Origin of the sequence: Collinsella aerofaciens, from assembly GCF_015553355.1 — a bacterium.
In the GTDB taxonomy this organism is placed as follows: Bacteria; Actinomycetota; Coriobacteriia; order Coriobacteriales; family Coriobacteriaceae; genus Collinsella; species Collinsella aerofaciens_V.
In genome coordinates this window covers 192,342-218,083 of the sequence record NZ_JADNGN010000001.1, presented here as the reverse complement: position 1 = coordinate 218,083, position 25,742 = coordinate 192,342, and the positions used below count along the sequence as shown (strand labels likewise).

The window sequence follows — 25,742 nt, the reverse complement described above, 5'->3', positions numbered from 1 at the left end:
TGGCGATCCCGCCGAAGTACAGCGTCGCGAGCGTCATGGGCTACCTGAAGGGGAAGAGCTCGCTGATGATATTCGACAGGCACGCCAACCTCAAGTACAAGTTCGGCAACAGGAAGTTCTGGGCGGAGGGCTACTACGTGTCCACCGTCGGCCTGAACGAGGCGACGATCGCCAAGTACATCAGGGAGCAGGAGTCCCACGACATCGCGCTGGACAAGCTGAGCGTGAAGGAGTACGAGGACCCCTTCAAGAGGGGGTAATGCTGCCGGTTCGACCGGCGCGCCACGGGTCAAGATGCACTAGGCCTGGACGAAGTCCGGGCCCGCGCCTTTAGACGCGAGCCCGGGGCCCGTGGGTTATACCCTAAGAGCAAACCACCCTTTTAAGGGTGGTTCTGATTTTGCTCTGGAACGCTGCGAATCTGCACGATCTCTTGTTTGTCTCACACGCAAGCTGGTGGCCTTATGGCTGGAGCAACCCCATCATTTCTGCAATAATTTGCGTTGACCTGCTGAAGAATCGCATTTGCCTGCGGCGATACCGGCTCCCGGCGTTAACATACGATGAAACGCAATTTGGTCTGCGGCGCTTGCGCTGCACGCACAGGGCGCATTTGCGCCTGCGAAAGGATCCTTGAATAATATGAAGGCAATCATCCCCGCCGCCGGTCTTGGCACGCGTTTTCTGCCGGGCACCAAGTGCACGCCCAAAGAGATGCTGCCGGTGCTCGACAAGCCCGTCATCCAGTATGTCGTTGAGGAGGCGCTTGCTCCCGAAGAGGTCGACGACGCCATCATCGTCACCTCTCCCGGCAAGCCCGAGCTGCTGAGCTACTTCCAGCCCGACCGTTCGCTCGAGAACCTGCTTCGCGAGCGCGGCAAGGACGCCTACGCCGATGCCGTTGCCCATGCGGGCGGTATGCCGGTCGACTTCCGCTATCAATATGAGCCCAAGGGCCTGGGCCACGCTATCCGTTCGGCTGCCGACGCCGTGGCGGGAGAGAACTTCCTGGTTCTTCTGGGCGACTACGTTGTTCCCAACCGCGACATCTGCGATAAGATGCTTGCCGTCTCCAAGGAGCACGGCGGTGCTTCTGTTATCGCCGTTGCCGCGTGCGCTCCCGAGGAAGTCAGCCGCTACGGTGTGATTGCCGGCGAGCGCGTGGGTTCGCTTGACGGCGCCGATGACGCTGCCGATGACGAGCCCGGCTCGGTGTGGCGTGTTTCCGGCCTGGTCGAGAAGCCCTCTGCCGAGGAGGCTCCCTCCAACCTCTACATCGTCGGCCGCTACCTGCTCAGCCCGCTGGTCATGGACCTGCTTGCCGATCAGCAGGCCGGCAAGGGCGGCGAGATTCAGCTGACCGATGCCATGGCACGCTCGCTCGACCGTGAGGCCATGTACGCCGTCGTCATCGATCCGCTTTCGGGTTACGACACCGGTACCCCGTCTGGCTGGATGGCAACCAATGCCCTTATGGCCGCAAGCGACCCTCGCTTTGCCGACGCCTTCTGGGACGCCATCGACGAGCGCGGCGGTTTGATGTGCAAATAAGCCTTCGGCCATCGACATTTACGGGTGCGGACTTCGGTTCGCGCCCGTTTTTTATAAGAACTGCGATTGCCAGTCCTCCGTTCACAGAAAATATATGAACATGTGTTCGCTACACATATGTCTACCTGCGTATTCTCTGATGAAAAACTTTGCTACTCCAAAAACTCAATCGCGTCAAGGCTTTTCTTGCCCAACGGTCGGTACCTGATAAACTATTAGGTTGCGATAACTGGCGAAGCTATGCCTCGCCAACCCACCGAGCATTTCCGTGAAGGAGGAAAAACCTGGTGACCTACGCATACACTGCCACTGAGCGCAAGCGCGTCAGCTTCGGGAAAATCCCGGAGGCCATGGAGCTCCCCAACCTTATCTCTGTTCAAAGGGAATCCTTTGAGCGTTTTAAGGACGAGGGCCTTCGTGAGGCGTTCAAGGAATCCAGCCCCATCCAGAGCCAGAACCATGTTCTCGAGGTTACCTTCGGCGAGCATCAGTTTGGCGACCCCGCGCACACCGTCGAGGAGTGCCGCGAGAAGGATATGACCTATCAGGCTCCGCTTCTGACCGACGTCCGTCTCACCAACAAGGAGACCGGCGAGATCAAGGAGCAGCTCGTCTTTATGGGCGACTTCCCCATGATGACTGATCAGGGCACCTTCATCATCAACGGTACTGAGCGTATCGTCGTCTCGCAGCTCGTCCGCTCCCCGGGCGTGTACTACAGCTCCGAGATGGATTCGGGCAAGCAGATCTACAAGGCCCAGATCATCCCGTCCCGCGGTGCCTGGCTTGAGTTTGAGGTCGACAAGCGCGATCAGCTCATGGTCTCCATCGACCGTAAGCGCAAGCAGAGCGCCACGATGTTCCTGCGCGCCCTTGGCATCGCCGTCACCAACGACGACATCATCGAGCTGCTCGGCAACTCCGATGTGATCAAGCGCACCCTGGAGCGCGATACCGCCCTCACTCGCGAGGACGCCCTCATCGAGATCTACCGTCGCCTGCGCCCGGGCGAGCCTCCCACCGTGGACGCTTCCCGCAGCCTGCTCGAGGGTCTGCTCTTTAACCCGCAGCGCTACGACCTGGCCCGCGTCGGTCGTTACAAGGTCAACAAGAAGCTCAACCTCACCACCGAGGAAGAGGTCACGGTGCTCACCGACGAGGATATCGTCGCGACGCTGCGCTACCTCCTGTCCCTCGCTGCCGGCGAGCAGGGCTTCAAGGTCGACGACATCGACCACTTTGGCAACCGCCGCATCCGTACCGTCGGCGAGCTCGTCGCCAACCAGTTCCGTATCGGCATGAGCCGTATGGAGCGCGTCGTCCGTGAGCGCATGAGCTCCCAGGACATCGACGAGATCACCCCGCAGTCGCTCATCAACATCCGCCCGATCGTGGCCTCCATCAAGGAGTTCTTCGGTTCCTCGCAGCTCTCGCAGTTCATGGACCAGGCGAACCCCCTGACCGGTCTGACCCACAAGCGCCGTCTGTCCGCACTCGGCCCTGGTGGTCTTGCCGGCCACAAGTCCGGCTCCAGCCGCCGCACCAACGTGCCGACGGCCGTCCGCGACGTTCACAATTCGCACTACAGCCGCATGTGCCCGATCGAGACCCCCGAAGGCCCCAACATCGGCCTGATCGGCTCGCTCGCCCTCTACGCCCGCGTCAACGAGTATGGCTTCATCGAGGCCCCGTTCCGTCGCGTCGAGAACGGCGTTGCCACCGACCAGATCGACTGGATGACCGCTGACGAGGAAGAGAAGCACGTCATCGCGCCGGCCAACACGCCGCTCGATCCCAAGACCAACGAGTTCATCACGACCGATGCCGAGGGCAAGATCGTCCGTCCGCACACCGTGATCGCCCGTACCCGCGACTTCGACGGCTCCTTCGGCGCTCCCGCCGACGTGCCTGTCGAGGACGTCGACTACATGGACGTCTCGCCGCGTCAGATGCTCTCCGTCGCAGCAACGCTGATTCCGTTCCTGGAGCACGACGACGCCAAGCGTACGCTGATGGGCGCTAACATGCAGCGTCAGGCCGTGCCGCTGGTTCACCCCGCCGCTCCCTATGTCGGTACCGGCATGGAGCGTCGCGCCGCTCTGGACTCCGGCGAGGTCACCCTGGCCAAGAACGCCGGCGAGGTCATCTTTGCCGACGCCGCCAAGATCATCGTCAAGCATGCCGGCGGCATGGACGAGTATCACCTGGCCAAGTACCAGCGCTCCAACCAGTCCACCTGCATCAACCACCGTCCGCTCGTGCGCGTCGGTGACACTGTTGAGCAGGGCGAGCCTCTGGCCGACGGTCCCTCGACCGATCATGGCGAGCTCGCACTGGGCCAAAACCTCACCGTGGCCTATATGCCGTGGGAAGGCTTTAACTACGAGGACGGTATCGTCGTGTCCGAGCGCCTGGTGGCCGAGGACCTGCTGACGACCATCAACATCACCCGTCACGAGATCGATGCCCGCGACACCAAGCTCGGCCCCGAGGAGATCACCCGCGAGATCCCGAACCTCTCCGAGGACATGCTTGCCAACCTCGACGAGGACGGCATCATCCGCATCGGCGCCGAGGTCGGCCCTGGCGACATCCTGGTCGGCAAGGTTACCCCCAAGGGCGAGAGCGCTCTGACCGCCGAGGAGCGCCTGCTGCGCGCTATCTTCGGTGCCAAGGCCCACGATGTCCGCGACACCTCCCTTAAGATGCCTCACGGCGCTTACGGCCGCGTCATCGACGTCGTCCGCTTTAGCCGCGAGAACGGCGACGACCTGGCCCCCGGCGTCAACGAGCAGGTGCGCGTCTACGTCGCCCAGCGTCGTAAGATCCAGCAGGGCGATAAGATTGCCGGCCGCCACGGCAACAAGGGTGTTATTTGTAACGTTCTGCCGGTCGAGGACATGCCCTACATGGCTGACGGTACCCCGATCGACGTTATCCTCAACCCGCTGGGCGTTCCTTCGCGTATGAACGTCGGCCAGCTGCTCGAGTGCCACCTTGGCTGGGCTGCTGCGTGCGGTTGGGATACCGAGCAGGCCGACTCCGACAAGTACGTCCCCGGTCCGTTCTTCACCGCGACGCCCGTCTTCGACGGCGCCAAGGAGGACGAGATCGCCGAGGTCATTCGTCGTGCCAACAAGAACATGCTCAACAAGGCCACCGCTGCCTTTGGCGATCACATGCGCCCCGAGTTCGTCACCCAGCTTGACGAGCGCGGCAAGACCCGCCTGTTCGACGGCCGCACCGGCGAGGAGTTCCGCGAGCCCATTACCGTGGGTACGTCCTACATCCTCAAGCTCGGCCACATGGTCGACGACAAGATCCACGCCCGTTCGACCGGCCCTTACAGCTTGGTTACCCAGCAGCCTCTGGGCGGCAAGGCCCAGTTCGGCGGCCAGCGCTTCGGCGAGATGGAAGTTTGGGCACTGTACGCGTACGGTGCGTCCAACGTCCTGCAGGAGATCCTGACCGTCAAGTCCGACGATACCGTGGGCCGCGTCAAGACCTACGAGTCCATCGTCAAGGGCGAGAACGTCCCGGTTCCGGGTATCCCCGAGTCCTTCAAGGTTCTCGTCAAGGAGATTCGTTCGCTCGCACTGGACATCGAGCCCATGCACGATGCCGACGAGGACGCCTCCGCCCCTGTGACCGCCGAGGAGACCTCCGCTCTCGACGACCTGGCTGCGCTCGCCGGCGTTGACGCCGACGTCGAGGCCCAGGATGCCGAGACCGCCGAGGCACCCGAGGCTGTCGCCGCCACGACCACTGATAAGGAGTAGTTGACTGTGGCAGATTTCGAAGCTACTGATTTTGACTCGGTAAAGATCTCCCTTGCCTCCGCCGACCAGATCCGTTCCTGGTCGCACGGTGAGGTCAAGAAGCCGGAGACCATCAATTACCGTACCCTCAAGCCCGAGAAGGACGGCCTGTTCTGCGAGAAGATCTTCGGTCCCGCCAAGGACTGGGAGTGCTCCTGCGGCAAATACAAGGGCATCCGCTTTAAGGGCATCGTCTGCGAGCGCTGCGGCGTCGAGGTCACCTCGGCCAAGGTGCGTCGCGACCGCATGGGCCACATCGAGCTCGCCGCTCCCGTGTCCCACATCTGGTACTTCAAGAGCCCCACGAGCTTCCCGATGAGCCGTATGCTCGACATCAAGTCCAAGGACCTCGAGAAGGTTCTGTACTTTGCCAGCTACATCATCACCGAGGTTGACTACGAGGCTCGCGAGGCCGACGCCGACGACCTGCGCGAGGAGCTCGCCGCCGATCTGGAAGAGATCGATGCCGAGTGCGCCCGCCAGATCGAGTCCCTCAAGGAGCAGGGCAACCCCGAGAACTTTGACGAGTTCTCCGACGAGGAGCCGCTGACCCCCGAGGAGATCGCCTCTGGCATCGTCGACATCGAGGAAGAGTGCAAGGACGAGAAGCAGCTCCGCACGGACGCCTTCAACGCCTTCATGAAGCTCAGCGAGCGCGACCTCATTTCCGATGAGCCGCTGTTCCGTGAGATGACCCGTTACTACTCCATGTACTTCAAGGGTGGCATGGGTGCCGAGGCCGTCCGCGACCTGCTCGCTGCCATCGACCTCCCTTCCGAGGCCGAGAAGCTCAAGGCCATCATCGCCGACGAGGACTCACAGAAGCAGAAGCGCGAGAAGGCCGTTAAGCGCCTCGAGGTCGTTGACGCCTTCCTGAAGGGCGGCAACAGCCCCGCGAACATGATCCTGGACGTCATTCCGGTCATTCCGCCCGATTTGCGCCCGATGGTCCAGCTTGACGGCGGCCGCTTCGCCGCGTCCGACCTCAACGACCTGTACCGTCGCGTGATCAACCGTAACAACCGACTCAAGCGCCTGCTCGACCTGGACGCCCCTGCGATCATCGTGAACAACGAGAAGCGCATGCTCCAGGAGTCCGTGGACGCCCTGTTCGACAACGGCCGTCGTGGTCGCCCGGTCTCTGGCCGTGGCGGTCGCCCGCTCAAGTCGCTCGCCGAGGCCCTCAAGGGCAAGCAGGGTCGTTTCCGTCAGAACCTGCTGGGTAAGCGTGTCGACTACTCCGGCCGTTCGGTTATCGTTACCGACCCCAAGCTGCTGCTGCACCAGTGCGGTCTGCCCAAGACCATGGCGCTGGAGCTCTTCAAGCCCTTCGTCATGAAGCGCCTGGTCGAGCTCGGCAAGGTCGAGAACATCAAGGGCGCCAAGCGCGCTATCGACCGAGGTGCCACCTTTGTGTGGGACATCCTCGAAGAGGTCATTGACGGCCGCGTCGTGCTGCTCAACCGTGCACCGACCCTGCACCGTCTGTCCATCCAGGCCTTTGAGCCGGTGCTGGTCGAGGGCAAGGCTATCCACCTGCATCCGCTGGTCTGCTCGCCCTTCAACGCCGACTTCGACGGCGACCAGATGTCTGTCCACGTGCCGCTGTCCAGCCAGGCTCAGGCCGAGGCCCGCGTGCTCATGCTCTCTGCGAACAACCTGCGCTCGCCGGCATCCGGCAAGCCGGTCAACATCCCTTCGCAGGACATGATCATCGGTGTGTACTACCTCACCCAGGTTCGCGAGGGTCTGCCGGGCGAGAACCACGTGTTCTCGAGCTTCGACGACGCGCTGCACGCCTATGACTGCCGCTCCGAGGTCGACATGCAGGCCAAGATCCAGGTCCGCGTGTCCGCTGCCGATGCCAACGTTATCAACGAGGACGGCACCCGTATCTTCCGCGTCAAGAACGGCAAGAACGAGTTTGTCGACTACGACGTCACCGGCAACAAGACCGCGCGCTTCGAGACCTCTATCGGCCGCATCATCTTCAACCGCCAGTGCCTGCCCGAAGACTATGAGTTCATGAACTACAAGATGGTCAAGGGCGATGTGGCCAAGCTGGTTGCCGACTGCTGCGATCGTTACCCTGAGGCCAAGGTCGGCCCGATCCTCGACGCCATCAAGTACTCCGGCTTCCACTACGCTACCCGCGCCGGCCTCACCATCTCGGTGTGGGACGCTCTCATCCCTGCCGAGAAGCAGGAGCTGCTCGATCGCGCCCAGGCCAACGTCGACCAGATCAACGAGTACTTCGAGGAGGGCTTCATCAACGAGACGGAGCGCCACATCGAAGTCGTTAACGAGTGGACCGCTTGTACCGATAAGGTTGCAGCGCTCATGCTCGACATGTTCGACGAGGAGAACCCGCTGTACATGATGGCCGACTCCGGCGCCCGTGGTTCTAAGACCCAGCTGCGTCAGCTCGGCGGCATGCGTGGCCTGATGGCAGACATGTCCGGCGAGACGATCGACCTTCCCATTAAGGCGAACTTCCGCGAGGGCCTGCTGCCGCTCGAGTACTTCATTTCGACCTACGGCGCCCGTAAGGGCCTGGTCGATACCGCATCCCACACCTCGGACTCTGGTTACCTGACCCGTCGTCTGGTCGACGTGGCCCAGGACGTCATCGTCCGCGAGGAGGACTGCGGTACGCACGAGGGCGTCACCTACAACCTCATCATCCCCGGCACCACCGATCTCAACACCGACCTCGTCGGCCGTTGCTTCATCGAGGACGTCGTGGCCCCCGATGGCACCGTGCTCTTTGAGCAGGACGGCTACATCGAGAAGGTCGCCGACATCCAGAAGATGGTCGATGCAGGCCTCAAGAAGGTCAAGCTCCGCGCGCTGCTCACCTGCCGCTCCAAGTACGGCGTGTGCCAGAAGTGCTACGGCTGGGATCTTTCCACCCGTCGTCCGGTCGCCATCGGTACTGCCGTCGGCATTATTGCCGCCCAGTCCATCGGCGAGCCCGGTACGCAGCTTACGATGCGTACCATTCACTCCGGCGGCGTCGCTGGCGTCGACGATATTACGCAGGGTCTGCCTACGGTCAGCCGTATGTTCGATATCGTCGGCAACGTCAACGAGAAGATCCTGGGTCGCGAGGCCGAGCTGGCTCCGTACTCCGGTCACCTCTCGATTAAGCCCGAGAAGTCCGAGTACGTGCTGACGCTCACCGACTCCGAGGATCACACCCGTGTTCTCGACGAGCGTCGCGTCCCCGCTTCGGTGCGCTTCATGCCCGAGATCGAGGACGGCTGCGAGGTTCGCGCCGGCGACCAGATTACCAAGGGCTTCGTCAACTTCCGCAACCTGCGCAAGCTGACCGACATCGAGTCGACGATGCACACCTTCGTCGAGAGCGTCAAGGACGTCTACACCAGCCAGGGCGTCGACCTGAACGACAAGCACATCGAGGTGCTCGCACGTCAGATGCTGCGTCGCGTTCAGATCACCAACCCCGGCGACTCCAAGTACCTGCTTGGTCAGTACGTCGATCGCTACGAGTTCGCCGACGAGGTCGAGCGCGTTGCCCGTCTGGGCGGTCAGGCTCCCGTGGCCGAGCCCGTCATCCTGGGTACGCTCAAGGTCGCGTCCAACATCGACTCCTGGCTGTCGAGTGCTTCGTTCATCCGTACCGCTGGCGTTCTTACCGAGGCTGCCATCGAGGGCAAGGTTGATCACCTGCTCGACCTTAAGTCCAACGTCATCGTCGGTAAGAAGATCCCGGCCGGTACCGGCCTCAAGCCGTACGCCAACGCCAAGCTGACGTATCGTACGGCCGACGGCTACGTGGACATCGACGGCCCGGCTTCGCCCAACGCCAAGTCGCTGCCCGAGTGGGCTCCGGTTGAGCTCAAGGACCTGGACGAGCAGCTCCCGCAGCAGCTCGACTGGGCCGGCTACGACGAGTTCGGTGGTGCTGACGGTTCGTTCACCCGCAACGGCCACACCATCTCCGCCGAGAAGGCTCGCCTGTACCTGTTCGACGACCTGGGCGTGTCGCAGCGCTGGACCAACAAGTTCAGCGAGGTCGGCATCGAGACGGTCGGCGACCTGGTCGGCAAGTCCGAGGAGGATCTGCTGCGCATCGATGGTATCGGTGCCAAGGCGATCGAGGAGCTCCGTGACGGCCTCGAGGCCCACGATCTGCTCTACATCCTCGAGAACAACGACGACGTTGCCGACGAGGAAGACCTCTCGCAGCTGCTGCAGATGGTCTTTAGCCCCGACGGTCCGGACGATATCCTGCTGGGTACCTCCGCTCCGACGCATCACGCCGACGCCGACGAGGAGCTCCTGGGCGCCCCGATCGACGACAAGAAGGCTCCCGCCAACGGCGCGATCAACGAGGACATGGCTTCCCTCGACGAGCTGCTCAACCAGCTCGTGGACACCGACGACGCCGAAGAGGCCAAGGACAACGACGAGGAGTAATTTCCTAGTACGTTAACCGTCCTTCCAAAGACCCGTTTCCCAACAGGGAAGCGGGTCTTTTTTGTTGAAGAAAACCTGCCAAAAGGGGATAGGTTTATTTTGGTAGGTTATTCCTGCTTGAATTTGAAACATTTCGTTCGGTCAAAGCGTATCTATGGTGAGGGCCTCAGCAAGAATCATTAACGTCACCGGGAGGTGATTATGGAAGAACAAGCATTTAGACAGGCGGTCGAGGATCACCGTGATGTCGTGTTTCGAATCGCATTGACGTACCTGCGCGATCGTGCCGATGCCGACGATATTGCCCAGGATGTCTTTCTTAAGTTGCTTAAAAGCGATGGACACTTTGAAAGTTGGGAACATCTTCGCCGCTGGCTTATCCGGGTCACGATCAATGAATGTAAATCGCTCTTTCGAAAGCCATGGAGGCGTGTGGAGGATATTGAGAACCTGGCCGATTCGCTTTCGGCGGTGCAGGATGAGACCAAAGCGGTCCTGTCAGACGTCATGCGACTTCCGGAACGATTCCGTGTTCCCATCATGCTCTATTACTATCTGGGCTTTTCGACCTCAGAGATTGCCGAGTTACTGCATGTGCCAGCCGCTACCGTTCGAACGCGTTTAGCTCGCGGTCGATCGAAGCTCAAATTCATCCTAGAGGAGGGCGACCGTGAAATCCAATCAAATCAAGCGGGCCTTCGAGTCCATCCAAGCCGATAGCGATCTTGCAGATCGCGTTCTTAATGCAGCTGAAGGCGAGCCGCTTCGCAAAAGGGGTCATGCTAAGCCCCTCTATGTTGCGGTTATCGGATGTCTTGCCGGAGTGTTGGCGACCGGAGGGGTCGCCTACGCCGTTGTCAATTCCAGCTATTTTGCCTCAGCCTGGGGAAACCACGGCAACGGGGATTCCATTACCTGGACCAACGGCGGCTCATCGGGAACTAAATATACCTACACCAGAGAGTTTGGCGATGGCATCGCGCCCCAAAGCCTGGAGGGCACAGTCCAGAAGGTTAATCTGTCCGTCGAGGGTAACGGCTATACGCTTGATATCCATGAGATGGCAATCGACCAAAACGGCTGCGGAGCCGTGACGTTTACGTTGTCCAATCCAAATGGAGTTAACTACTACAAGCCAGCAGCAGAGATTGGCGAACTTGTTCTCTATGGTGAAGAAGAACAGGGCATCGGCACGCCCGATATGAAGTTCGGCGAGGAATGGCCTGACACACGCAGCACAATTGATAAGGACACATCAAGCGATACTGTCATTAATGGCACGATGTACTTTGCCGCTATGGATCGCGAGCGAGATTTGCAACATGCGGTCACCTGGAATATCCACTGGACCGAGGGTGAAGGTGAGAGTGCGAGGCGGTTTGAGGCGTCGACACCCGAGTTCAATATTGGAGCGTACGTCGATACAAAGGAACTCCGCTCCGGTGACTCGCCTCTTGAGATTAGCCCGTTTTCCATCCAGACGCACATCGATGATTTGGGCTATGAAGCAGTTGATAATAAGCTGACCGTCAGCTACAAGGATGGATCGGAGCAGATTATCGAAGATGACGACGCAGGGGTGTTCAACTTATATTTTTCTTATGGGCGCAATAGCGGAGAGAACATCTGGGTGCCAACGAAGTTGATTGATGTCGAACAAGTGGTCTCAGTAACGCTTGAGGGCACGAGGTGCACGTCAACAGGGGAGACCGAAACAAAAGTACCCTTTACCATCGTCTATTCGTAAGGTCTGAGGCCGCTTTCTACTAGGGGAAGCGGCCTCTTTTGCGTTAAATGGAAACGCCGCCGATTTCCATGCGACAGATGAGAGCAGATTACCGCTGGAGCGCGACGTTTCCCCAGATAAAACCGATCAAAATAAACCTGTCCCTTTTTGGCAGGTAACGTTGCCCCGACGAGCACATCGGATTCCCGGTCCGGGCGGCCCGCTGTTTAAGTTTGTCGCGAGTTCCGCACGCAAAGGAAAGCACTTAATGTGCTTTCCGTCTTGCGCAGGACTGTAGAGCAGCAAACTTAAACAGCGGGCCGCCCGGACCGGGAATCCGCCCCCGCGCACAGAAGGGGATTCCTTTTGTGTAGGCTTTGCGGAAATATGCTCATTTTGGGATACGCCCGGCGGCGTGGTCTGTTGACGGCACAGCTAACGCCACGTATCCTATCGAACTGCGTGTTTCGTAGGGGGATGCTGACCCCTCGATTCAAGCCGTTGCACTTTACAGAAAGCTGGAATCATTCGAGAAGGAGTACGCTTTGCCTACTATTAACCAGCTGGTTCGCCAGGGCCGTCGTTCCGTGCCCAAGAAGTCCAAGAACGCTGCTCTGCAGCACAACTCCCAGAAGCGCGGCGTGTGCACCCGCGTCTTCACCACGAGCCCCAAGAAGCCGAACTCGGCTCTTCGTAAGGTTGCCCGTGTTCGCCTTGTCAACGGCATCGAAGTTACTGCTTACATCCCGGGTGAGGGCCACAACCTGCAGGAGCACTCCATCGTGCTCGTCCGCGGCGGTCGTGTCCGTGACCTCCCTGGTGTCCGTTATCACGTCATCCGTGGCGCCTACGACGCTGCTCCGGTCCAGAACCGTATGCAGGCCCGTTCCAAGTACGGTGCTAAGCGCCCCAAGGCTAAATAAGCCAGATAACGTTTTGATACTTTCGCCGTGTGCCGCCTAAGCGCCGCACGGTAGACACTTAAGGAGATTTCACATGCCGCGTCGTGCAGCAGCTAATCGTCGTGAGGTTCAGCCTGACGCCGTTTACAACAACCGCCTGGTGACTCAGCTCATCAACAAGGTCCTTCTTGACGGCAAGAAGGCCACCGCTGAGCGCATCGTTTACACCGCTTTCGAGATCGTTGCCGAGAAGTCCGAGGGTGGCGACGCTCTCGCTACCTTCAAGAAGGCTATGGACAACGTCAAGCCCACGCTCGAGGTTAAGCCCAAGCGTGTCGGTGGCGCTACCTATCAGGTCCCGATGGAGGTCAACTCCCGTCGTTCCACCGCTCTGGGTATCCGCTGGATCGTCAACTTCTCCCGCGCTCGCAAGGAGAAGACCATGGCCGAGCGTCTCGCCAACGAGATCCTCGACGCTTCCAACGGCCTGGGCGCTTCCGTCAAGAAGCGTGAGGACGTCTTCAAGATGGCCGAGGCCAACCGCGCGTTCTCTCACTATCGTTGGTAAGTTAAGGTAAGGAACTAACATGGCTAAGCCTAAGTACAAGCTTTCCGATACCCGTAACATCGGCATCATGGCCCACATCGATGCTGGTAAGACCACCACGACCGAGCGTATTCTTTACTACACCGGTAAGACCCACAAGATCGGTGAGGTCCATGAGGGCGCTGCCACCATGGACTGGATGGTTCAGGAGCAGGAGCGCGGCGTAACCATTACCTCCGCTGCTACCACGTGCTTCTGGAACAAGGACGGTAAGGACTACCGCATCCAGATCATCGACACCCCGGGCCACGTTGACTTCACCGCTGAGGTCGAGCGCTGCCTGCGCGTCCTCGATGGCGCTGTCGCCGTCTTCGACGCCGTTGCCGGCGTTCAGCCCCAGTCTGAGACCGTTTGGCGTCAGGCTTCTACCTTCAACGTCCCCCGTATCGCCTTCATCAACAAGTATGACCGCGTGGGCGCTGACTTCTTCAACGCTATCGAGACCATGAAGGATCGTCTCGACGCTAACGCCGTGGCCGCTCAGGTCCCGATGGGCGCCGAGGACAACTTCTGGGGCGTCATCGACCTCGTTACCATGACTGCATGGGACTTCAAGGCCGACGAGAAGGGCATGACCTACCCCGAGCCGATGGACGAGATCCCGGCTGAGTTTGCCGACATCGCTGCCACCAAGCGCGAGGAGCTCCTCGACGCTGCTGCCAGCTTTGACGACGAGCTCATGGAGAAGATCCTCATGGAGGAGGACTTCACCGTCGAGGAGCTCAAGGCTGCTCTGCGCAAGGGCGTTCTGGCCAACGAGCTCAACCTCGTCTTCGTGGGCTCCGCCTACAAGAACAAGGGCGTCCAGGAGCTGCTCGACGCTGTCGTCGACTACCTGCCCAGCCCGCTCGACGTCGAGGCCGTCACCGGTACCGATCCGGACACCAGCGAGGAGATCCAGCGTCATCCTTCCTTCGACGAGCCCTTCTCCGGCCTGGTCTTCAAGATCATGACCGACCCGTTCGTCGGTAAGCTCACCTACGTCCGCGTTTACTCCGGCCGCGCCGAGTCCGGCTCCTACGTGGTCAACGCTTCCAACGGTCAGCGCGAGCGCCTCGGCCGCATCCTCGAGATGAACGCCGCCGAGCGTATCGACCGTGACGACGCTGCCGCCGGCGACATCGTCGCTTGCGTCGGCTTCAAGAACTCCACCACCGGCGACACCCTGTGCGCCGAGGGCAAGGAGATCGTCCTCGAGAAGATCGAGTTCGCTAAGCCCGTTATCGACGTTGCCATCGAGCCCAAGACCAAGGCCGAGCAGGACAAGATGTCCCTGGCTCTGACCAAGCTCGCCGAGGAGGACCCGACCTTCCAGGTGTCCACCAACCACGAGACCGGCCAGACCATCATCGCCGGCATGGGCGAGCTGCACCTCGAGATCATCGTCGACCGTCTGCTCCGTGAGTTCAAGGTTGACGCTAACGTTGGTAAGCCCCAGGTTGCCTACCGCGAGACCGCTGGTCACGACGTCGAGAAGGCTGAGGGCAAGTTCGTCCGTCAGTCCGGCGGTCGCGGTCAGTACGGCCACGCCGTCATCAAGCTCGAGAAGATGGAGGAGGGCTTCGGCTACGAGTTCGTCAACGCTATCGTCGGCGGCGTCGTGCCCAAGGAGTACATCCCGTCCATCGACAAGGGCATCCAGGAGGCCCTGAACACCGGTGTTATCGCCGGCTTCCCGGTCCTCGACGTTAAGGTCACCCTGTTCGACGGTTCTTACCACGAGGTCGACTCCTCCGAGGCCGCCTTCAAGATCGCCGGTTCCATGGCTATCAAGGACGCCCTCAAGAAGTCCGATCCGCAGCTGCTCGAGCCGATCATGGCTGTCGAGGTCGAGACCCCCGAGCAGTACATGGGCGACGTTATGGGCAACCTCTCCGGTCGCCGCGGCAAGATCGAGGGCATGGAGGATCGCAAGAACAGCAAGCTCATCCGTGCCAAGGTGCCGCTGGGCGAGATGTTCGGTTACGCTACCGACCTTCGCTCCCAGACCCAGGGCCGTGCATCCTACACGATGCAGTTCGACTCTTATGAGCCCGCGCCCAAGTCCATCGTGGACGAGGTCATGAGCAAGAACGCCTAAGTTCGAGCTCCCTGTTACGTAATCCGCGAGAACATCTCTCGCACTCTTTGGAGGTTTAAGTTGGCTACCCAGAAGATCCGCATTCGCCTCAAGGGCTATGATCACGAGGTCGTCGATCAGTCCGCGAAGCTCATCGTCGAGACCGCTCAGAAGACCGGCGCTCGCGTTTCCGGTCCTGTCCCCCTGCCCACCGAGCGCAACCTGTACACGGTTATCCGCTCGCCGCACGTGAACAAGGACTCTCGTGAGCAGTTCGAGATGCGCACCCACAAGCGCCTCATCGACATCCTCGACCCCACCTCGGGCACCGTTGATTCGCTCATGCGTCTCGACCTCCCCGCTGGCGTCGACATCGACATCAAGCTCTAAGCGATATCGCTCATAGCTTACAGAGCCCCGCTGCTATTACGGTAGCGGGGCTCTTTTGTTTTGAATGGTGACCTTGGGGACCCGGGCAATGCAGCCGAATGGGTGGCTGTGACGCCTTATTTGCCCACGGGACGCAGCGATGCCTCCTCAAAATGGAAGGATCGCAAGCCGTCTTCGGTCTCGATGCACGCGCGACCAAAGCAGTCGACCGTTTGAAAGATGCCTCGCGCCAGCTCGTCCCCAGCGGGGGAGCGGGCGGTAACACGCTCTCCAATCCAATTGAGATGAGCGATATATTCGCCGCGGACGGGCGCGAGCGGTCCGGCGTCTTCTTCCATGGCGTTGAGACGCTCTGCCCATGTGTCTACAGCGTTCACGACCGCGTGATAGACCTCCTTGAGTAGCACATCGACGGCGGGAACATTCTCGTTGAGGTCTGAGAGGCCAATTGCCGCCAGGCCGCCATCGGGCACCTCTTGGGGTGTGTAGTTCACATTGACGCCAATGCCGCAGACGGCGAAAGGTTTGCCTTCGTTATCGCGTGCGGCCTCGACCAGAATGCCGCCGAGCTTGCATCCTCGCGCGACCAAATCGTTGGGCCATTTGAGGCCAATCTCGTTTGTAAGACCCTGATTTTCGAGCGCCTCGAGCACCGCTAGGCCGCTGACGGCTGCAAGACCAGAGTACTTTGCAGGATTAACGCATGGACGCAGGACAATCGAAAGCAATAGGTTGCCGGCGGTTGAATCCCACTTGTGGCCGCGCCGGCCACGTCCTGCTGTCTGAGCCCGGGCGGCAAGTCCTGTGCCGTGCGGAGCTCCTTGTTTTCCTGCTTCGAGCAGGTCATCGTTGGTCGATCCGGTTACGTCGACTATCGTTAATTGAGCATCCATAGCGGCTGCTACCTCCTTAATGAATAAGTGAATAACGCAATGGTGTCGAGAGACAGACACAATGTGAAGCCTTTGTCGCATTTGGACAATTTAATGTTAACACGTCAACAATGACTGAAATGCGCTATCCTCTCTTGGTCGATGTAAACACGTCAACAACTCAAAGGAGGTTAGTGATGGGTTTCACGATTCTTGGAACAGGCTCGGCGCTTCCTAAGCGCAGTGTTTCCAATGACGAGCTGTCCGAGTTCCTCGATACCTCGGATGAGTGGATTTTTACCCGCACAGGTATCAAGAGCCGCCACGTCTGCACCACCGAGTCACTTGACGACCTTGCCGTAGCGGCGAGCGAGCGGGCACTCCAGGTGTCCGGAATCGACGCGAGCCAGCTGGATCTGATCGTCTGCTCGACGACGACGGGTGACCACCTTGTTCCCGCCGAGGCGTGTGCCGTTGCTGAGCGACTTGGCGCGACGTGCCCTGCCTTCGATGTCTCGGCGGCCTGCGCCGGCTTCGTATTTGCGCTCGATGTCGCCGAGTGCTATATCGCCCGTGGCCGTGCCGAGCGCGTGCTTATCGTTGCTGCCGAGCAGATGACGCGCGCGCTCGACTGGACCGACCGCGCCACCTGCGTGCTCTTTGGCGATGGGGCGGGCGCCGCAGTGATTGGGGCTGGGGGAGACAGCCCCCTTGCCGTTGAGCTTTCGACGGCGCCCGACGTCGAGACGTTGCACGTTCCCGGTCTGGTCGGCAACTCGCCGTTTAAGGCTTCCGCAGATAGCGAGAGCGTGCTGTCCATGAATGGTCGCCGCGTGTTCAAGTTCGGCGTCAACGCCATCTGCGACACGGTCCATAAGCTTGCGAGTGATGCGGGCATTTCGGTCGAAGACATCGATCATTTTGTATTCCATCAGGCTAACGAACGAATCCTGAGTCAGGCGGTCAAGCGTCTCGGCGTGCCAGGCGAGCGCGTGGTTCGAACGCTACGCGAGACCGGCAACATTTCGAGCGCCTGCATTCCCTTTGCGCTTGACCGGCTGGCACGTACCGACGCACTGAATGAGGACGACACCATCGCCCTCGTTGGATTTGGCGCCGGTCTGGATATAGGTGGCTATCTGCTTCGTTGGAAGTAGTCGCACATAGGAAATAAAAACGCCCCTAGGGCACAAACAAAGGAGAACTACCATGGCAGATCAGAAGACCTTCGAGCGCGTTTGCGACGTTATCCGCGAGACCGCCGGTCTTGACGATGTCGAGATGAAGCCCGAGTCCACGCTCGAGGAGATTGGTCTCGACAGCCTGGGCACCGTCGAGATCCTCGTTGCCGTCGAGGACGAGTTTGGCATCCAGCTCGATACCGAGGAGAACCCCAAGACGGTCGGCGAGTTCGCCGATACGGTCGAGGCGGCATTGGAGAAGTAGAGATGCTCAAGACTCCTCTCTGCGATCTGCTCGGCATCGAAAAGCCCGTGTTCCAGGGCGGTATGGCCTGGATTGCCGATGCCTCGCTGGCGTCCGCAGTGTCCGAGGCGGGTGGCTTAGGCATCATCGCGGCCATGAACGCCGACGCCAACTGGCTTCGCGACCAGATTCATGAGCTGCGCGCCAAGACGGATAAGCTCTTTGGCGTCAACGTCATGCTCATGAGCCCGTTTGCCGACGAGGTCGCGCAGGTCGTGATTGACGAGCGAGTGCCGGTCGTCGTGACGGGCGCCGGCAATCCCGCCAAGTACATGAAGGCGTGGAACGAGGCGGGCATCAAGGTCATCCCGGTCGTTGCCTCGGTGGCGCTGGCGCGCCTCGTGGCACGTCGTGGAGCCACGGCGGTTGTTGCCGAGGGTACCGAATCGGGCGGCCATATTGGCGAGACCTCGACGATGGCACTGGTGCCGCAGGTCGTCGATGCGGTTGACATTCCCGTCGTGGCCGCCGGCGGTATTGCCGACGGCCGCGGCGTGGCGGCCGCCTTTATGCTGGGCGCCGAAGGCGTGCAAGTGGGTACGCGCTTTCTGGTCGCAGACGAGTGCACCGTCTCGGAGCAGTACAAAGAGATGGTCCTGAAGGCCAACGACACTTCGACGCGTGCGACCGGTCGCTCGACGGGACATCCAGTGCGCGCCCTCAAGAGCCCCTTCACCAACGCCTATGCCAAGAGCGAGGGTTCCGGCGCGAGTGCCGAGGAGCTCGGTGCTATGGGAACCGGTGCGCTGCGTAAGGCCGCCAAGGACGGCAACTACGAAGAGGGTTCGTTTTTGTGTGGACAGATTGCCGGCATGGTCAACGAGCGCCAGAGCGCACGCGAAATCGTTGACGACCTGGTCGATGGCGCCGAGCACGTCCTGAAGGGTGCGTGCGCATGGGTGGCGTAGCGTTTTTGTTTGCCGGCCAGGGTGCCCAGCACCCCGCGATGGGCGTCGACTTGATCGAGACATCGCCGGCGGCTGCCGAGGTGTTCGCCATTGCCGATGAGGTGCGCCCGGGGACGAGCGAGCAGTGCCGGAGCGCCTCCAAGGAGGAGCTCTCGCAGACCGAGAACACGCAGCCTTGCGTGTTCGTGCACGACTTGGCTGTCGCCGTCGCCCTGCGCGAGCGCGGCGTGGTGCCTGCCGCCTGTGCGGGATTCTCGCTGGGCGAGGTCGCTGCACTCACCTTTGCGGGGGCATTCGATACGCGAGCGGGTTTTGAGCTCGTGTGTGAGCGCGCGGCATTGATGGCCACGGCGGCCGAGCGTCACCCCGGCGGCATGCGCGCCGTCATCAAACTTGATGCTGCGCAAGTCGAGAACCTGGCTGCGCAGGCCGGCGAGGACTGCTGGCCGGTCAACTACAACAGTCCCCAGCAGACGGTTGTGGCCGGAGCGCCCGATGCGCTGCAGACCCTCGACGTCCTAGTAAAAGAGGCTGGCGGCCGCGCCATGAAGGTCGCGGTGTCGGGTGCATTTCATAGCCCCTATATGGCCGAGGCGGCCTGTGGCCTTGCCGCATATATTGAGGCCGGTCACGCGCCGTCCCCGTTGCTCATTCCTGTTTTGGCAAATATGACAGCGGCGCCCTATCCGGCGGACCCCCAGACGGCATCGGAGGTGCTGGCCAACCAGGTGAGTCATGCCGTTCGCTGGGTCGACACGCTGCATACTCTGCAGGATCAGGGCATCGACACGTTTATTGAGGTCGGCCCCGGCAAAACGCTGTCCGGCCTGGTCAAGCGTACGTTGAGCGACGTTCGTGTGTATTCGTGCGAGACGGCCGAGCAGGTCGCAGCTATTGCCGACGAGCTCGCATAGTCCACAGGGCTGTAACCCGAAAGGAATGACATGGGCAACTTGAACAATGGCGCGCTCGAGCGCAACGACTCACGTCACGTGGCACTGGTCACGGGCGGCTCGCGGGGTATCGGCCGCGCCTGCGCTATCGGTCTGGCGGAGGATGGCTACGATATCGCCGTCGTCTATGCCGGCAGCGTCGATGCGGCGCGCGAGACGTGCGACGCCTGCGAGGCGGCTGGCGCCACGGCGCGCTCATATCAATGCGACGTGGCCGACCCCGCTGCCGTCAACGCGTGCGTGGAAGCGGTCCTCAACGACTTTGGCTCCATTTGGGCGCTCGTCAACAACGCTGGCATCACCCGCGATGGCCTGCTCATGCGCATGGGCGATGACGCCTTCGATCGCGTGCTCGATGTCAATCTTAAAGGAACGTTTAACACGACGCGCGCGCTCACCAAGACCTTTATGCGCCAGCGCGGCGGCTGCGTCGTCAACATGAGCTCGGTCGTGGGCCTGATGGGCAATGCCGGGCAAGCCAACTACGCTGCCTCCAAGGCGGGCGTGATCGGCCTGACCAAGGCGGTGGCGCGCGAGCTTGCGCCCCGCGGCGTACGAGTGAACGCGGTTGCCCCCGGGTTTGTCGAGACGGATATGACGGCAAAGCTCTCGGAGAAGGTGCGTACGGTAACCGAGGAGCAGATTCCCCTTAAGCGTATGGCGCGCCCTGAGGAGGTGGCCGGCGTAGTGCGCTTTCTGGCGAGTGATGCGGCTGCCTACATTACGGGTGAGGTCGTGCGCGTCGACGGCGGAATGGCGATGTAGAAACCAGGGCCGAAGAACGGCTTGGATGAGGAGACCATGATGGAACAGAGAGTTGCAATCACCGGTATCGGTGCCGTGTCGCCGCTCGGCAACACCGCGCTTGCCACCTGGGCGGCAATGTGTGCTGGCACGTGCGGCATCGGCCCGATCACGCACTTCGATACCGATGCGTTTGCCGTCAAGGTGGCGGCCGAGGTCAAGGGCTTTGACGGCAACGAGTACTTTGGCAAGCGTGACGCCAAGCATCTCGACCCCTGTGTTCAGTTTGCGATGGCGGCTTCGGACGAAGCCATGCACGATGCGGGCTTTGATGTCGAAGGCGCCATCGATCGCGAGCGCCTGGGCGTCTACGTGGGCTCGGGCGTGGGCGGCATGACGACGCTCGTCGACAACGTCCATACGATTGCCGAATGTGGGCCCCGCCGCGCATCGCCCTATATGATCGCGATGATGATCCCCAACATGGCATCGGGCAATATCGCAATCCGCCACAAGGCAAAGGGCCCGACCCTGCCCGTGGTGACCGCGTGCGCAACCTCGGCCCATGCGGTGGGCGAGGCGTTCCGCGCCATAAAGCACGGCTATGCCGACGCGATCCTCGCGGGCGGCGCCGAGGCCGCAATTATCCCCGATGCCATTGCAGGCTTTACGTCCTGCCGCGCATTGACCACCAACCCTGATCCCGCGACGGCTTGCCGCCCGTTCGATGCAGACCGCGATGGCTTTGTGATGGGCGAGGGCGCCTGCGTGCTCGTGCTCGAGAGCATGGAACATGCGCAGGCGCGCGGTGCGCACATTTATGCCGAGGTCGTGGGCTACGGCAACACCGATGATGCCTATCACATCACGAGCCCTGATCCCGAGGCTGCCGGCATTGCCCGCGCGATATCGCTGGCGGTGACCGAGGGCGACGTCAGGCCTTCCGAGGGCCTCTACATCAATGCCCACGGCACATCGACCAAGCTCAACGATTCGTCCGAGACGGCGGGCATTAAGCGTGCGCTCGGCGAGGACGCGGCGCGCGCCGCGCACGTCTCGTCGACCAAGTCGATGACCGGCCACATGATCGGTGCCACGGGCGCCATCGAGGTCATGGCCTGCGCCATGGCGCTCGAGCAGGGCGTGGTGCCGCCGACCATTAACTACCGCACGCCCGATCCCGCCTGCGATCTTGACTACACGCCCAATCGCGCAGTTCGCGCCGACCTTACCTGGGCGCTTTCGACCAACCTAGGCTTTGGCGGGCACAACGCCGCCATCGCGCTGCGTAGATATACGAGGAGCTAGAGCATGGATTCCAAAAGACTTGCCGAGATAGCCGATGTTATGGAGGACCGCGGCCTCACGCGCGTGCGCGTTGAGGAGCCCGATGGCACCGCGGTCGAACTCGAGCGCGCGAGCGCCGCACAGCCGGTTGCCGTGCCCATGCCCATGCCGAGCGCTATGGCCGCTCCAGTTGCAGCTCCCACAGTCGCGCCTGCCGCACCGGAGCCCGCCGCGCAGACACCTGCCGCCGCACCGGAGCCCAAGGGCACCGAGGTGACCGCTCCCATGGTCGGCGTTTTCTATGCTGCCCCGGCGCCGGGCGACGAGCCGTTTGTGCACGTGGGCTCTAAGGTCAAGGCCGGCGAGACCCTCTGCATTATCGAGGCCATGAAGGTTCTCAACGAGGTGACGGCCGAGGCAGACGGCGAGGTGCTCGAGATCTGCGTGGCCGACGGCGACCTCGTGGAGTTTGGCAGCTGCCTCATGAGGATCGGATAGGTGATATCCATGAACAAAGAAGAGCTCAAGAAGCTGTTACCGCATCGCGAGCCGATGCTTTTGCTCGACGAAGCCGAGCTGGTGGGCGACGAGGCCCACGGCAAGATCACGATTACGGGCGACGAATACTTTTTGCAGGGGCATTTTCCGGGAAACCCGGTGGTCCCCGGCGTGATCCAGTGCGAGATGCTCGCCCAAAACTGCTGCGTGTTGCTGATGGGCGATGAGGAGGCGCGCGGCGCGACGCCGTTCTACACGAGTCTGGACAAGGTGCGCTTTAAGCGTCCGGTGCGCCCGGGCGATACGGTGGATCTGGTGTGCTCCATCACGCGTGCGCGCGGGCCGTTCCGCTTTGCGACGGGTACTGCAAGCGTCAACGGTGAGGTCTGTTGCCGCGCCGACATGTCTTTTGCACTCATGCACGAAAGTTAAGGAAGGCTTCATGTTCGACAAAGTGCTCATCGCCAACCGCGGCGAAGTCGCGGTCCGTGTTATCCGCGCGTGCCGCGATATGGGCATCAAGACCGTCGCCGTTTATTCCACGGCCGATGCGGACGCGCTGCACGTGCAGCTTGCCGACGAGGCGTATTGCATCGGCGGTCCGCGTCTTGCCGAGAGCTACCTCAACGACGATGCTGTGCTCACCTGTGCCGTAAAGTCGGGAGCTAAGGCAATTCATCCCGGCTATGGCTTTTTCTCCGAGAAGGCGAGCTTCGTGCGCGACTGCGACAAGTATGGCCTGGCGTTTGTTGGTCCTTCGGCCAAGGTGATCGACAGCATGGGCGACAAGGACGCCGCACGTCGAACGGCTGCCGCGGCGGGCGTGCCCATCGTGCCGGGCTGCGATTTGCTCAAAAGTCCCGAGGAGGCAACGGCCGAGGCTGAGCGCATTGGCTGCCCCGTGCTTATTAAGGCGCGTGCGGGCGGCGGCGGTCGCGGTATTCGTAAGGTCGAGCGCGTGGAAGATGCGGCAAAGGCCTTTATTGAAGCACGCGCCGAGGGCGAGGCCGTTTTTGGCGACGGCGAGTGCTACATGGAGAAGTTCGTCGCGCCGGCGCATCACGTTGAGGTACAGATTATGGCCGATAAGCAGGGCCATGTGTTTTCGCTCGGCGAGCGCGAGTGCTCGGTGCAGCGGCGCAACCAAAAGCTAATCGAGGAGAGCCCCGCGCCGTGCCTCGACGGACACGACGACATTCGTGCTCGCATGCACAAGGCAGCGCGTGACCTGGCTCGTGCCGTCGGCTACGAAGGAGCCGGTACCATCGAGTTCCTGTATTCGGACGACGGCAATTTCTACTTTATGGAAATGAACACGCGCTTGCAGGTGGAGCATCCGGTTACGGAGTTTGTGACCGATACCGACTTGGTCAAGTGGCAGCTGCGCGTGGCAGCCGGCCAGCCTCTGCCCTTTGAGCAGGAGGACATGCCGGTCCGCAACCACGCCATGGAGTGCCGCATCAATGCCGAAACGCCGGACTTTCTGCCGTCATGCGGAACGGTCACCGCGTTGCGTGTGCCGGGTGGTCCGCGCGTGCGCTGGGATTCCGCCATGTTTACCGGTGCTAAAGTTCCGCCGTACTACGACTCCATGCTCGGCAAGCTCATCGTGTGTGCGCCCACGCGTGACGGCGCCATTCGCAAGATGCGCTCGGCCCTGGGCGAGCTCGTGATTGAGGGCGTGAGCGAAAACAGCGAACTGCAGCTCGACGTGCTGGCAAACGATGAGTTCTTGTCGGGCATGTACCACACCGATCTGATGGGGCATCTCTATGCTGATGAATAGAAAAGCGAAGACGGTCAACGTCCTCGAGGGGCCGATGACCGAGTCGTGCGCCGAGTTTCCCGCGCGCCACGTGTTTATCAAGTGCCCGGAGTGCCGCCGTGTGATCGATGAGGCGCGCCTGCGCGACAACCTCGAGGTCTGCCCTCGTTGCGGCAAACACTTTCGCGTGAGCGGTCGCGCGCGCATGCGCATGACGGTCGACGAGGGCACGTTTGAGGAATGGGATGCCAATCTGGCGTCGGAGGACTTCCTCTCGTTTCCCGGTTATGCCGACAAGCTCAAGAGCACTGGCGAGCGTTCGGGCGAGCGCGATGCCGTCGTGTGCGGCAGGGGCAAAATTTGTGGCTGCGATACGGCGCTCTTCTTTATGGATGCCAACTTTATGATGGGCTCGATGGGCTCGGTGGTGGGCGAGAAGATCTGCCGTACGTTTGAGCGCGCGACCGACCTGGGGCTGCCGGTTGTCGGCTTTACCGTTTCGGGTGGCGCCCGCATGCAGGAGGGCGTGACATCGCTTATGCAGATGGCCAAGATTTCTGCGGCGGTTAGGCGCCACAGCGAGGCGGGCGGTCTGTATATCACGGTGCTCACCGACCCCACGACCGGAGGCGTAACCGCGAGCTTTGCCATGGAGGGCGATATTATCCTGGCCGAGCCCGATGCCCTGACGGCATTTGCCGGCCCGCGCGTGATCGAGCAGAACATGCACAAGCGCCTGCCCAAGGGATTCCAGCGCTCCGAGTTTTTGTTGGAGCACGGCTTTTGCGATGCCGTTGTTCCGCGTGGCGAGATTGCGCTCACGGTAGGCGAGCTGCTGGCACTGCACGAAGGGCACGCGCCCGGCCTGGGGGCACCGCATGAGATCGTGCATACGGGTCGTCGCGGCAAAAAGCTGGGACACTTGTTCAAGCGCTCGGCCGTACCAAAAACCGCGCTCGAGATTGTCAAGCAGACCCGCTCGGCAGATCGCGCCACGGCAGGTGAGATGATCTCGCTGGGCCTGGATGGATTTGTGGAGCTGCATGGCGACCGTTACTTTGGCGACGACGCCGCCGTGGTGGCTGGCATTGGCTGGAAAGACGGGCGACCCGTGACGGTTATCGCCGTCGAGCGCGGTACCACGACCAAAGAGCGCATGCGTCGCAACTTTGGTATGGCACATCCCGAGGGCTACCGCAAAGCGCGTCGCCTGATGCGCCAGGCCGAAAAGTTTGGTCGACCGGTTCTGTGTCTGGTCGATACTTCGGGCGCGTTTTGCGGCATCGGTGCCGAGGAGCGCGGCCAGGGCGAGGCGATTGCCCAGAATCTCATGGAGATGAGCGGCCTTAAGACGCCGATTGTCTCGGTGGTGACAGGCGAGGGCGGCTCTGGTGGCGCGCTGGCGCTGTCTGTGGCCGACCGCATCCTGATGCTCTCGAGCTCGGCCTATTCGGTCGTGAGCCCCGAGGCCTGTGCATCGATCCTGTGGAAGGATACCGAGCGCGCGAATGAGGCCGCCGAGGCGCTTAAGCTCACGGCCCCCGATCTGTTGGCGCTCGGAATCATCGACGGCATTGTCGACGATAGGGGCCTGTCGCATGAGGAGATCGCCAGTGTCGTCATGTCCTCGGCATTTGATGCCTTCGATACGCTTGGGCAACTCGACGACGCGACCCTCACAAACCTCCGCTACGAAAAGTACCGCGCAATCGGTCGGTACCGCACGATGTGACA

The 25,742-nt window shown here is 61.3% G+C and carries 21 protein-coding genes; 20 read left to right on the top strand and 1 reads right to left on the bottom strand.

The annotated features are described in order from the left end of the window. From tnpA to rpsJ, 10 genes are all read left to right on the top strand, one after another. The coding region (tnpA, locus tag I2D57_RS00915) for an IS200/IS605 family transposase (protein ID WP_195361155.1) at positions 1-260 on the top strand (260 nt) is incomplete at its 5' end. A gap of 382 nt (positions 261-642) precedes the next feature. Continuing rightward, positions 643-1,551, top strand: coding sequence for a UTP--glucose-1-phosphate uridylyltransferase (locus tag I2D57_RS00910; protein ID WP_195361154.1), 909 nt, complete (start codon positions 643-645; stop codon positions 1,549-1,551). A gap of 287 nt (positions 1,552-1,838) precedes the next feature. Further along, positions 1,839-5,330 (top strand): DNA-directed RNA polymerase subunit beta, encoded by a 3,492-nt coding sequence (gene rpoB, locus I2D57_RS00905; protein WP_199408647.1) that lies wholly within the window; start codon positions 1,839-1,841, stop codon positions 5,328-5,330. Positions 5,331-5,336: 6 nt separating this feature from the next. Continuing rightward, positions 5,337-9,812 (top strand): DNA-directed RNA polymerase subunit beta', encoded by a 4,476-nt coding sequence (locus I2D57_RS00900; protein ID WP_172677957.1) that lies wholly within the window; start codon positions 5,337-5,339, stop codon positions 9,810-9,812. Between the two features lie 201 nt (positions 9,813-10,013). After that, on the top strand, positions 10,014-10,532 hold the full coding sequence (locus I2D57_RS00895; RefSeq protein WP_195361153.1) for an RNA polymerase sigma factor: 519 nt from the start codon (positions 10,014-10,016) through the stop codon (positions 10,530-10,532). Beyond that, a complete protein-coding gene (locus I2D57_RS00890) occupies positions 10,483-11,559 on the top strand; it encodes a DUF4179 domain-containing protein (protein ID WP_195361152.1) in 1,077 nt (358 codons plus the stop codon). Before I2D57_RS00895 ends, I2D57_RS00890 begins: the two co-directional genes overlap by 50 nt. A gap of 524 nt (positions 11,560-12,083) precedes the next feature. Then, positions 12,084-12,461 (top strand): 30S ribosomal protein S12, encoded by a 378-nt coding sequence (rpsL, locus tag I2D57_RS00885; RefSeq protein WP_006235012.1) that lies wholly within the window; start codon positions 12,084-12,086, stop codon positions 12,459-12,461. A 73-nt stretch (positions 12,462-12,534) separates the two neighbouring features. Next, positions 12,535-13,008: a 30S ribosomal protein S7 gene (gene rpsG / locus I2D57_RS00880; protein ID WP_006235013.1), complete on the top strand. Its 474-nt coding sequence runs from the start codon at positions 12,535-12,537 to the stop codon at positions 13,006-13,008. Positions 13,009-13,027: 19 nt separating this feature from the next. Next, positions 13,028-15,127 carry an elongation factor G gene (gene fusA, locus I2D57_RS00875; protein WP_195361151.1) on the top strand — a complete coding sequence of 700 codons (2,100 nt, stop codon included), beginning with the start codon at positions 13,028-13,030 and terminating at the stop codon, positions 15,125-15,127. A 60-nt stretch (positions 15,128-15,187) separates the two neighbouring features. Next, on the top strand, positions 15,188-15,496 hold the full coding sequence (gene rpsJ / locus I2D57_RS00870; protein ID WP_022094184.1) for a 30S ribosomal protein S10: 309 nt from the start codon (positions 15,188-15,190) through the stop codon (positions 15,494-15,496). A gap of 116 nt (positions 15,497-15,612) precedes the next feature. Here the strand turns inward: rpsJ and I2D57_RS00865 are convergent, their stop codons facing one another. Beyond that, entirely contained in the window at positions 15,613-16,389 is a 777-nt protein-coding gene (locus tag I2D57_RS00865; RefSeq protein ID WP_195361150.1) for a biotin--[acetyl-CoA-carboxylase] ligase, read from the bottom strand. Positions 16,390-16,565: 176 nt separating this feature from the next. Between I2D57_RS00865 and I2D57_RS00860 the strand changes: the two genes are divergently transcribed. The 10 genes from I2D57_RS00860 to accD are packed head-to-tail and all read left to right on the top strand — an operon-like array spanning position 16,566 to position 25,740. Next, complete coding sequence (locus I2D57_RS00860) at positions 16,566-17,525, top strand: 3-oxoacyl-ACP synthase III family protein (protein ID WP_195361149.1); 960 nt, start codon at positions 16,566-16,568, stop codon at positions 17,523-17,525. Positions 17,526-17,577: 52 nt separating this feature from the next. Further along, on the top strand, positions 17,578-17,814 hold the full coding sequence (locus I2D57_RS00855; RefSeq protein WP_006235019.1) for an acyl carrier protein: 237 nt from the start codon (positions 17,578-17,580) through the stop codon (positions 17,812-17,814). A gap of 2 nt (positions 17,815-17,816) precedes the next feature. After that, a complete protein-coding gene (fabK, locus tag I2D57_RS00850) occupies positions 17,817-18,761 on the top strand; it encodes an enoyl-[acyl-carrier-protein] reductase FabK (protein ID WP_195361148.1) in 945 nt (314 codons plus the stop codon). After that, a complete protein-coding gene (locus I2D57_RS00845) occupies positions 18,749-19,675 on the top strand; it encodes an ACP S-malonyltransferase (RefSeq protein ID WP_195361147.1) in 927 nt (308 codons plus the stop codon). The genes fabK and I2D57_RS00845 overlap by 13 nt, the downstream gene beginning before the upstream one ends. A gap of 30 nt (positions 19,676-19,705) precedes the next feature. After that, positions 19,706-20,479 carry a 3-oxoacyl-[acyl-carrier-protein] reductase gene (gene fabG, locus I2D57_RS00840; protein WP_195361146.1) on the top strand — a complete coding sequence of 258 codons (774 nt, stop codon included), beginning with the start codon at positions 19,706-19,708 and terminating at the stop codon, positions 20,477-20,479. 39 nt (positions 20,480-20,518) lie between these two features. Continuing rightward, the gene (fabF, locus tag I2D57_RS00835) at positions 20,519-21,766 is read left to right on the top strand and encodes a beta-ketoacyl-ACP synthase II (RefSeq protein ID WP_195361145.1); all 1,248 of its coding nucleotides are present in this window, start codon (positions 20,519-20,521) and stop codon (positions 21,764-21,766) included. A 3-nt stretch (positions 21,767-21,769) separates the two neighbouring features. After that, positions 21,770-22,243: an acetyl-CoA carboxylase biotin carboxyl carrier protein gene (gene accB, locus I2D57_RS00830; protein WP_022094191.1), complete on the top strand. Its 474-nt coding sequence runs from the start codon at positions 21,770-21,772 to the stop codon at positions 22,241-22,243. A gap of 9 nt (positions 22,244-22,252) precedes the next feature. Beyond that, on the top strand, positions 22,253-22,675 hold the full coding sequence (fabZ, locus tag I2D57_RS00825; protein ID WP_099432064.1) for a 3-hydroxyacyl-ACP dehydratase FabZ: 423 nt from the start codon (positions 22,253-22,255) through the stop codon (positions 22,673-22,675). A gap of 10 nt (positions 22,676-22,685) precedes the next feature. Next, complete coding sequence (locus I2D57_RS00820; RefSeq protein WP_006235026.1) at positions 22,686-24,029, top strand: acetyl-CoA carboxylase biotin carboxylase subunit; 1,344 nt, start codon at positions 22,686-22,688, stop codon at positions 24,027-24,029. Further along, a complete protein-coding gene (accD, locus tag I2D57_RS00815) occupies positions 24,016-25,740 on the top strand; it encodes an acetyl-CoA carboxylase, carboxyltransferase subunit beta (protein ID WP_195361144.1) in 1,725 nt (574 codons plus the stop codon). The genes I2D57_RS00820 and accD overlap by 14 nt, the downstream gene beginning before the upstream one ends. Positions 25,741-25,742: the final 2 nt, after the last annotated feature.

Excerpts from the sequence above, each read along its gene's own strand:
- I2D57_RS00910 (WP_195361154.1), top strand. The coding sequence starts at position 643 with ATGAAGGCAATCATCCCCGCCGCCGGTCTTGGCACGCGTTTTCTGCCG.
- I2D57_RS00895 (WP_195361153.1), top strand. The coding sequence starts at position 10,014 with ATGGAAGAACAAGCATTTAGACAGGCGGTCGAGGATCACCGTGATGTC.
- rpsG (WP_006235013.1), top strand. The coding sequence starts at position 12,535 with ATGCCGCGTCGTGCAGCAGCTAATCGTCGTGAGGTTCAGCCTGACGCC.
- fusA (WP_195361151.1), top strand. The coding sequence starts at position 13,028 with ATGGCTAAGCCTAAGTACAAGCTTTCCGATACCCGTAACATCGGCATC.
- I2D57_RS00865 (WP_195361150.1), bottom strand. The coding sequence starts at position 16,389 with ATGGATGCTCAATTAACGATAGTCGACGTAACCGGATCGACCAACGAT.
- I2D57_RS00860 (WP_195361149.1), top strand. The coding sequence starts at position 16,566 with ATGGGTTTCACGATTCTTGGAACAGGCTCGGCGCTTCCTAAGCGCAGT.
- I2D57_RS00855 (WP_006235019.1), top strand. The coding sequence starts at position 17,578 with ATGGCAGATCAGAAGACCTTCGAGCGCGTTTGCGACGTTATCCGCGAG.
- fabK (WP_195361148.1), top strand. The coding sequence starts at position 17,817 with ATGCTCAAGACTCCTCTCTGCGATCTGCTCGGCATCGAAAAGCCCGTG.
- I2D57_RS00845 (WP_195361147.1), top strand. The coding sequence starts at position 18,749 with ATGGGTGGCGTAGCGTTTTTGTTTGCCGGCCAGGGTGCCCAGCACCCC.
- fabG (WP_195361146.1), top strand. The coding sequence starts at position 19,706 with ATGGGCAACTTGAACAATGGCGCGCTCGAGCGCAACGACTCACGTCAC.
- fabF (WP_195361145.1), top strand. The coding sequence starts at position 20,519 with ATGGAACAGAGAGTTGCAATCACCGGTATCGGTGCCGTGTCGCCGCTC.
- accB (WP_022094191.1), top strand. The coding sequence starts at position 21,770 with ATGGATTCCAAAAGACTTGCCGAGATAGCCGATGTTATGGAGGACCGC.
- fabZ (WP_099432064.1), top strand. The coding sequence starts at position 22,253 with ATGAACAAAGAAGAGCTCAAGAAGCTGTTACCGCATCGCGAGCCGATG.
- I2D57_RS00820 (WP_006235026.1), top strand. The coding sequence starts at position 22,686 with ATGTTCGACAAAGTGCTCATCGCCAACCGCGGCGAAGTCGCGGTCCGT.
- accD (WP_195361144.1), top strand. The coding sequence starts at position 24,016 with ATGCTGATGAATAGAAAAGCGAAGACGGTCAACGTCCTCGAGGGGCCG.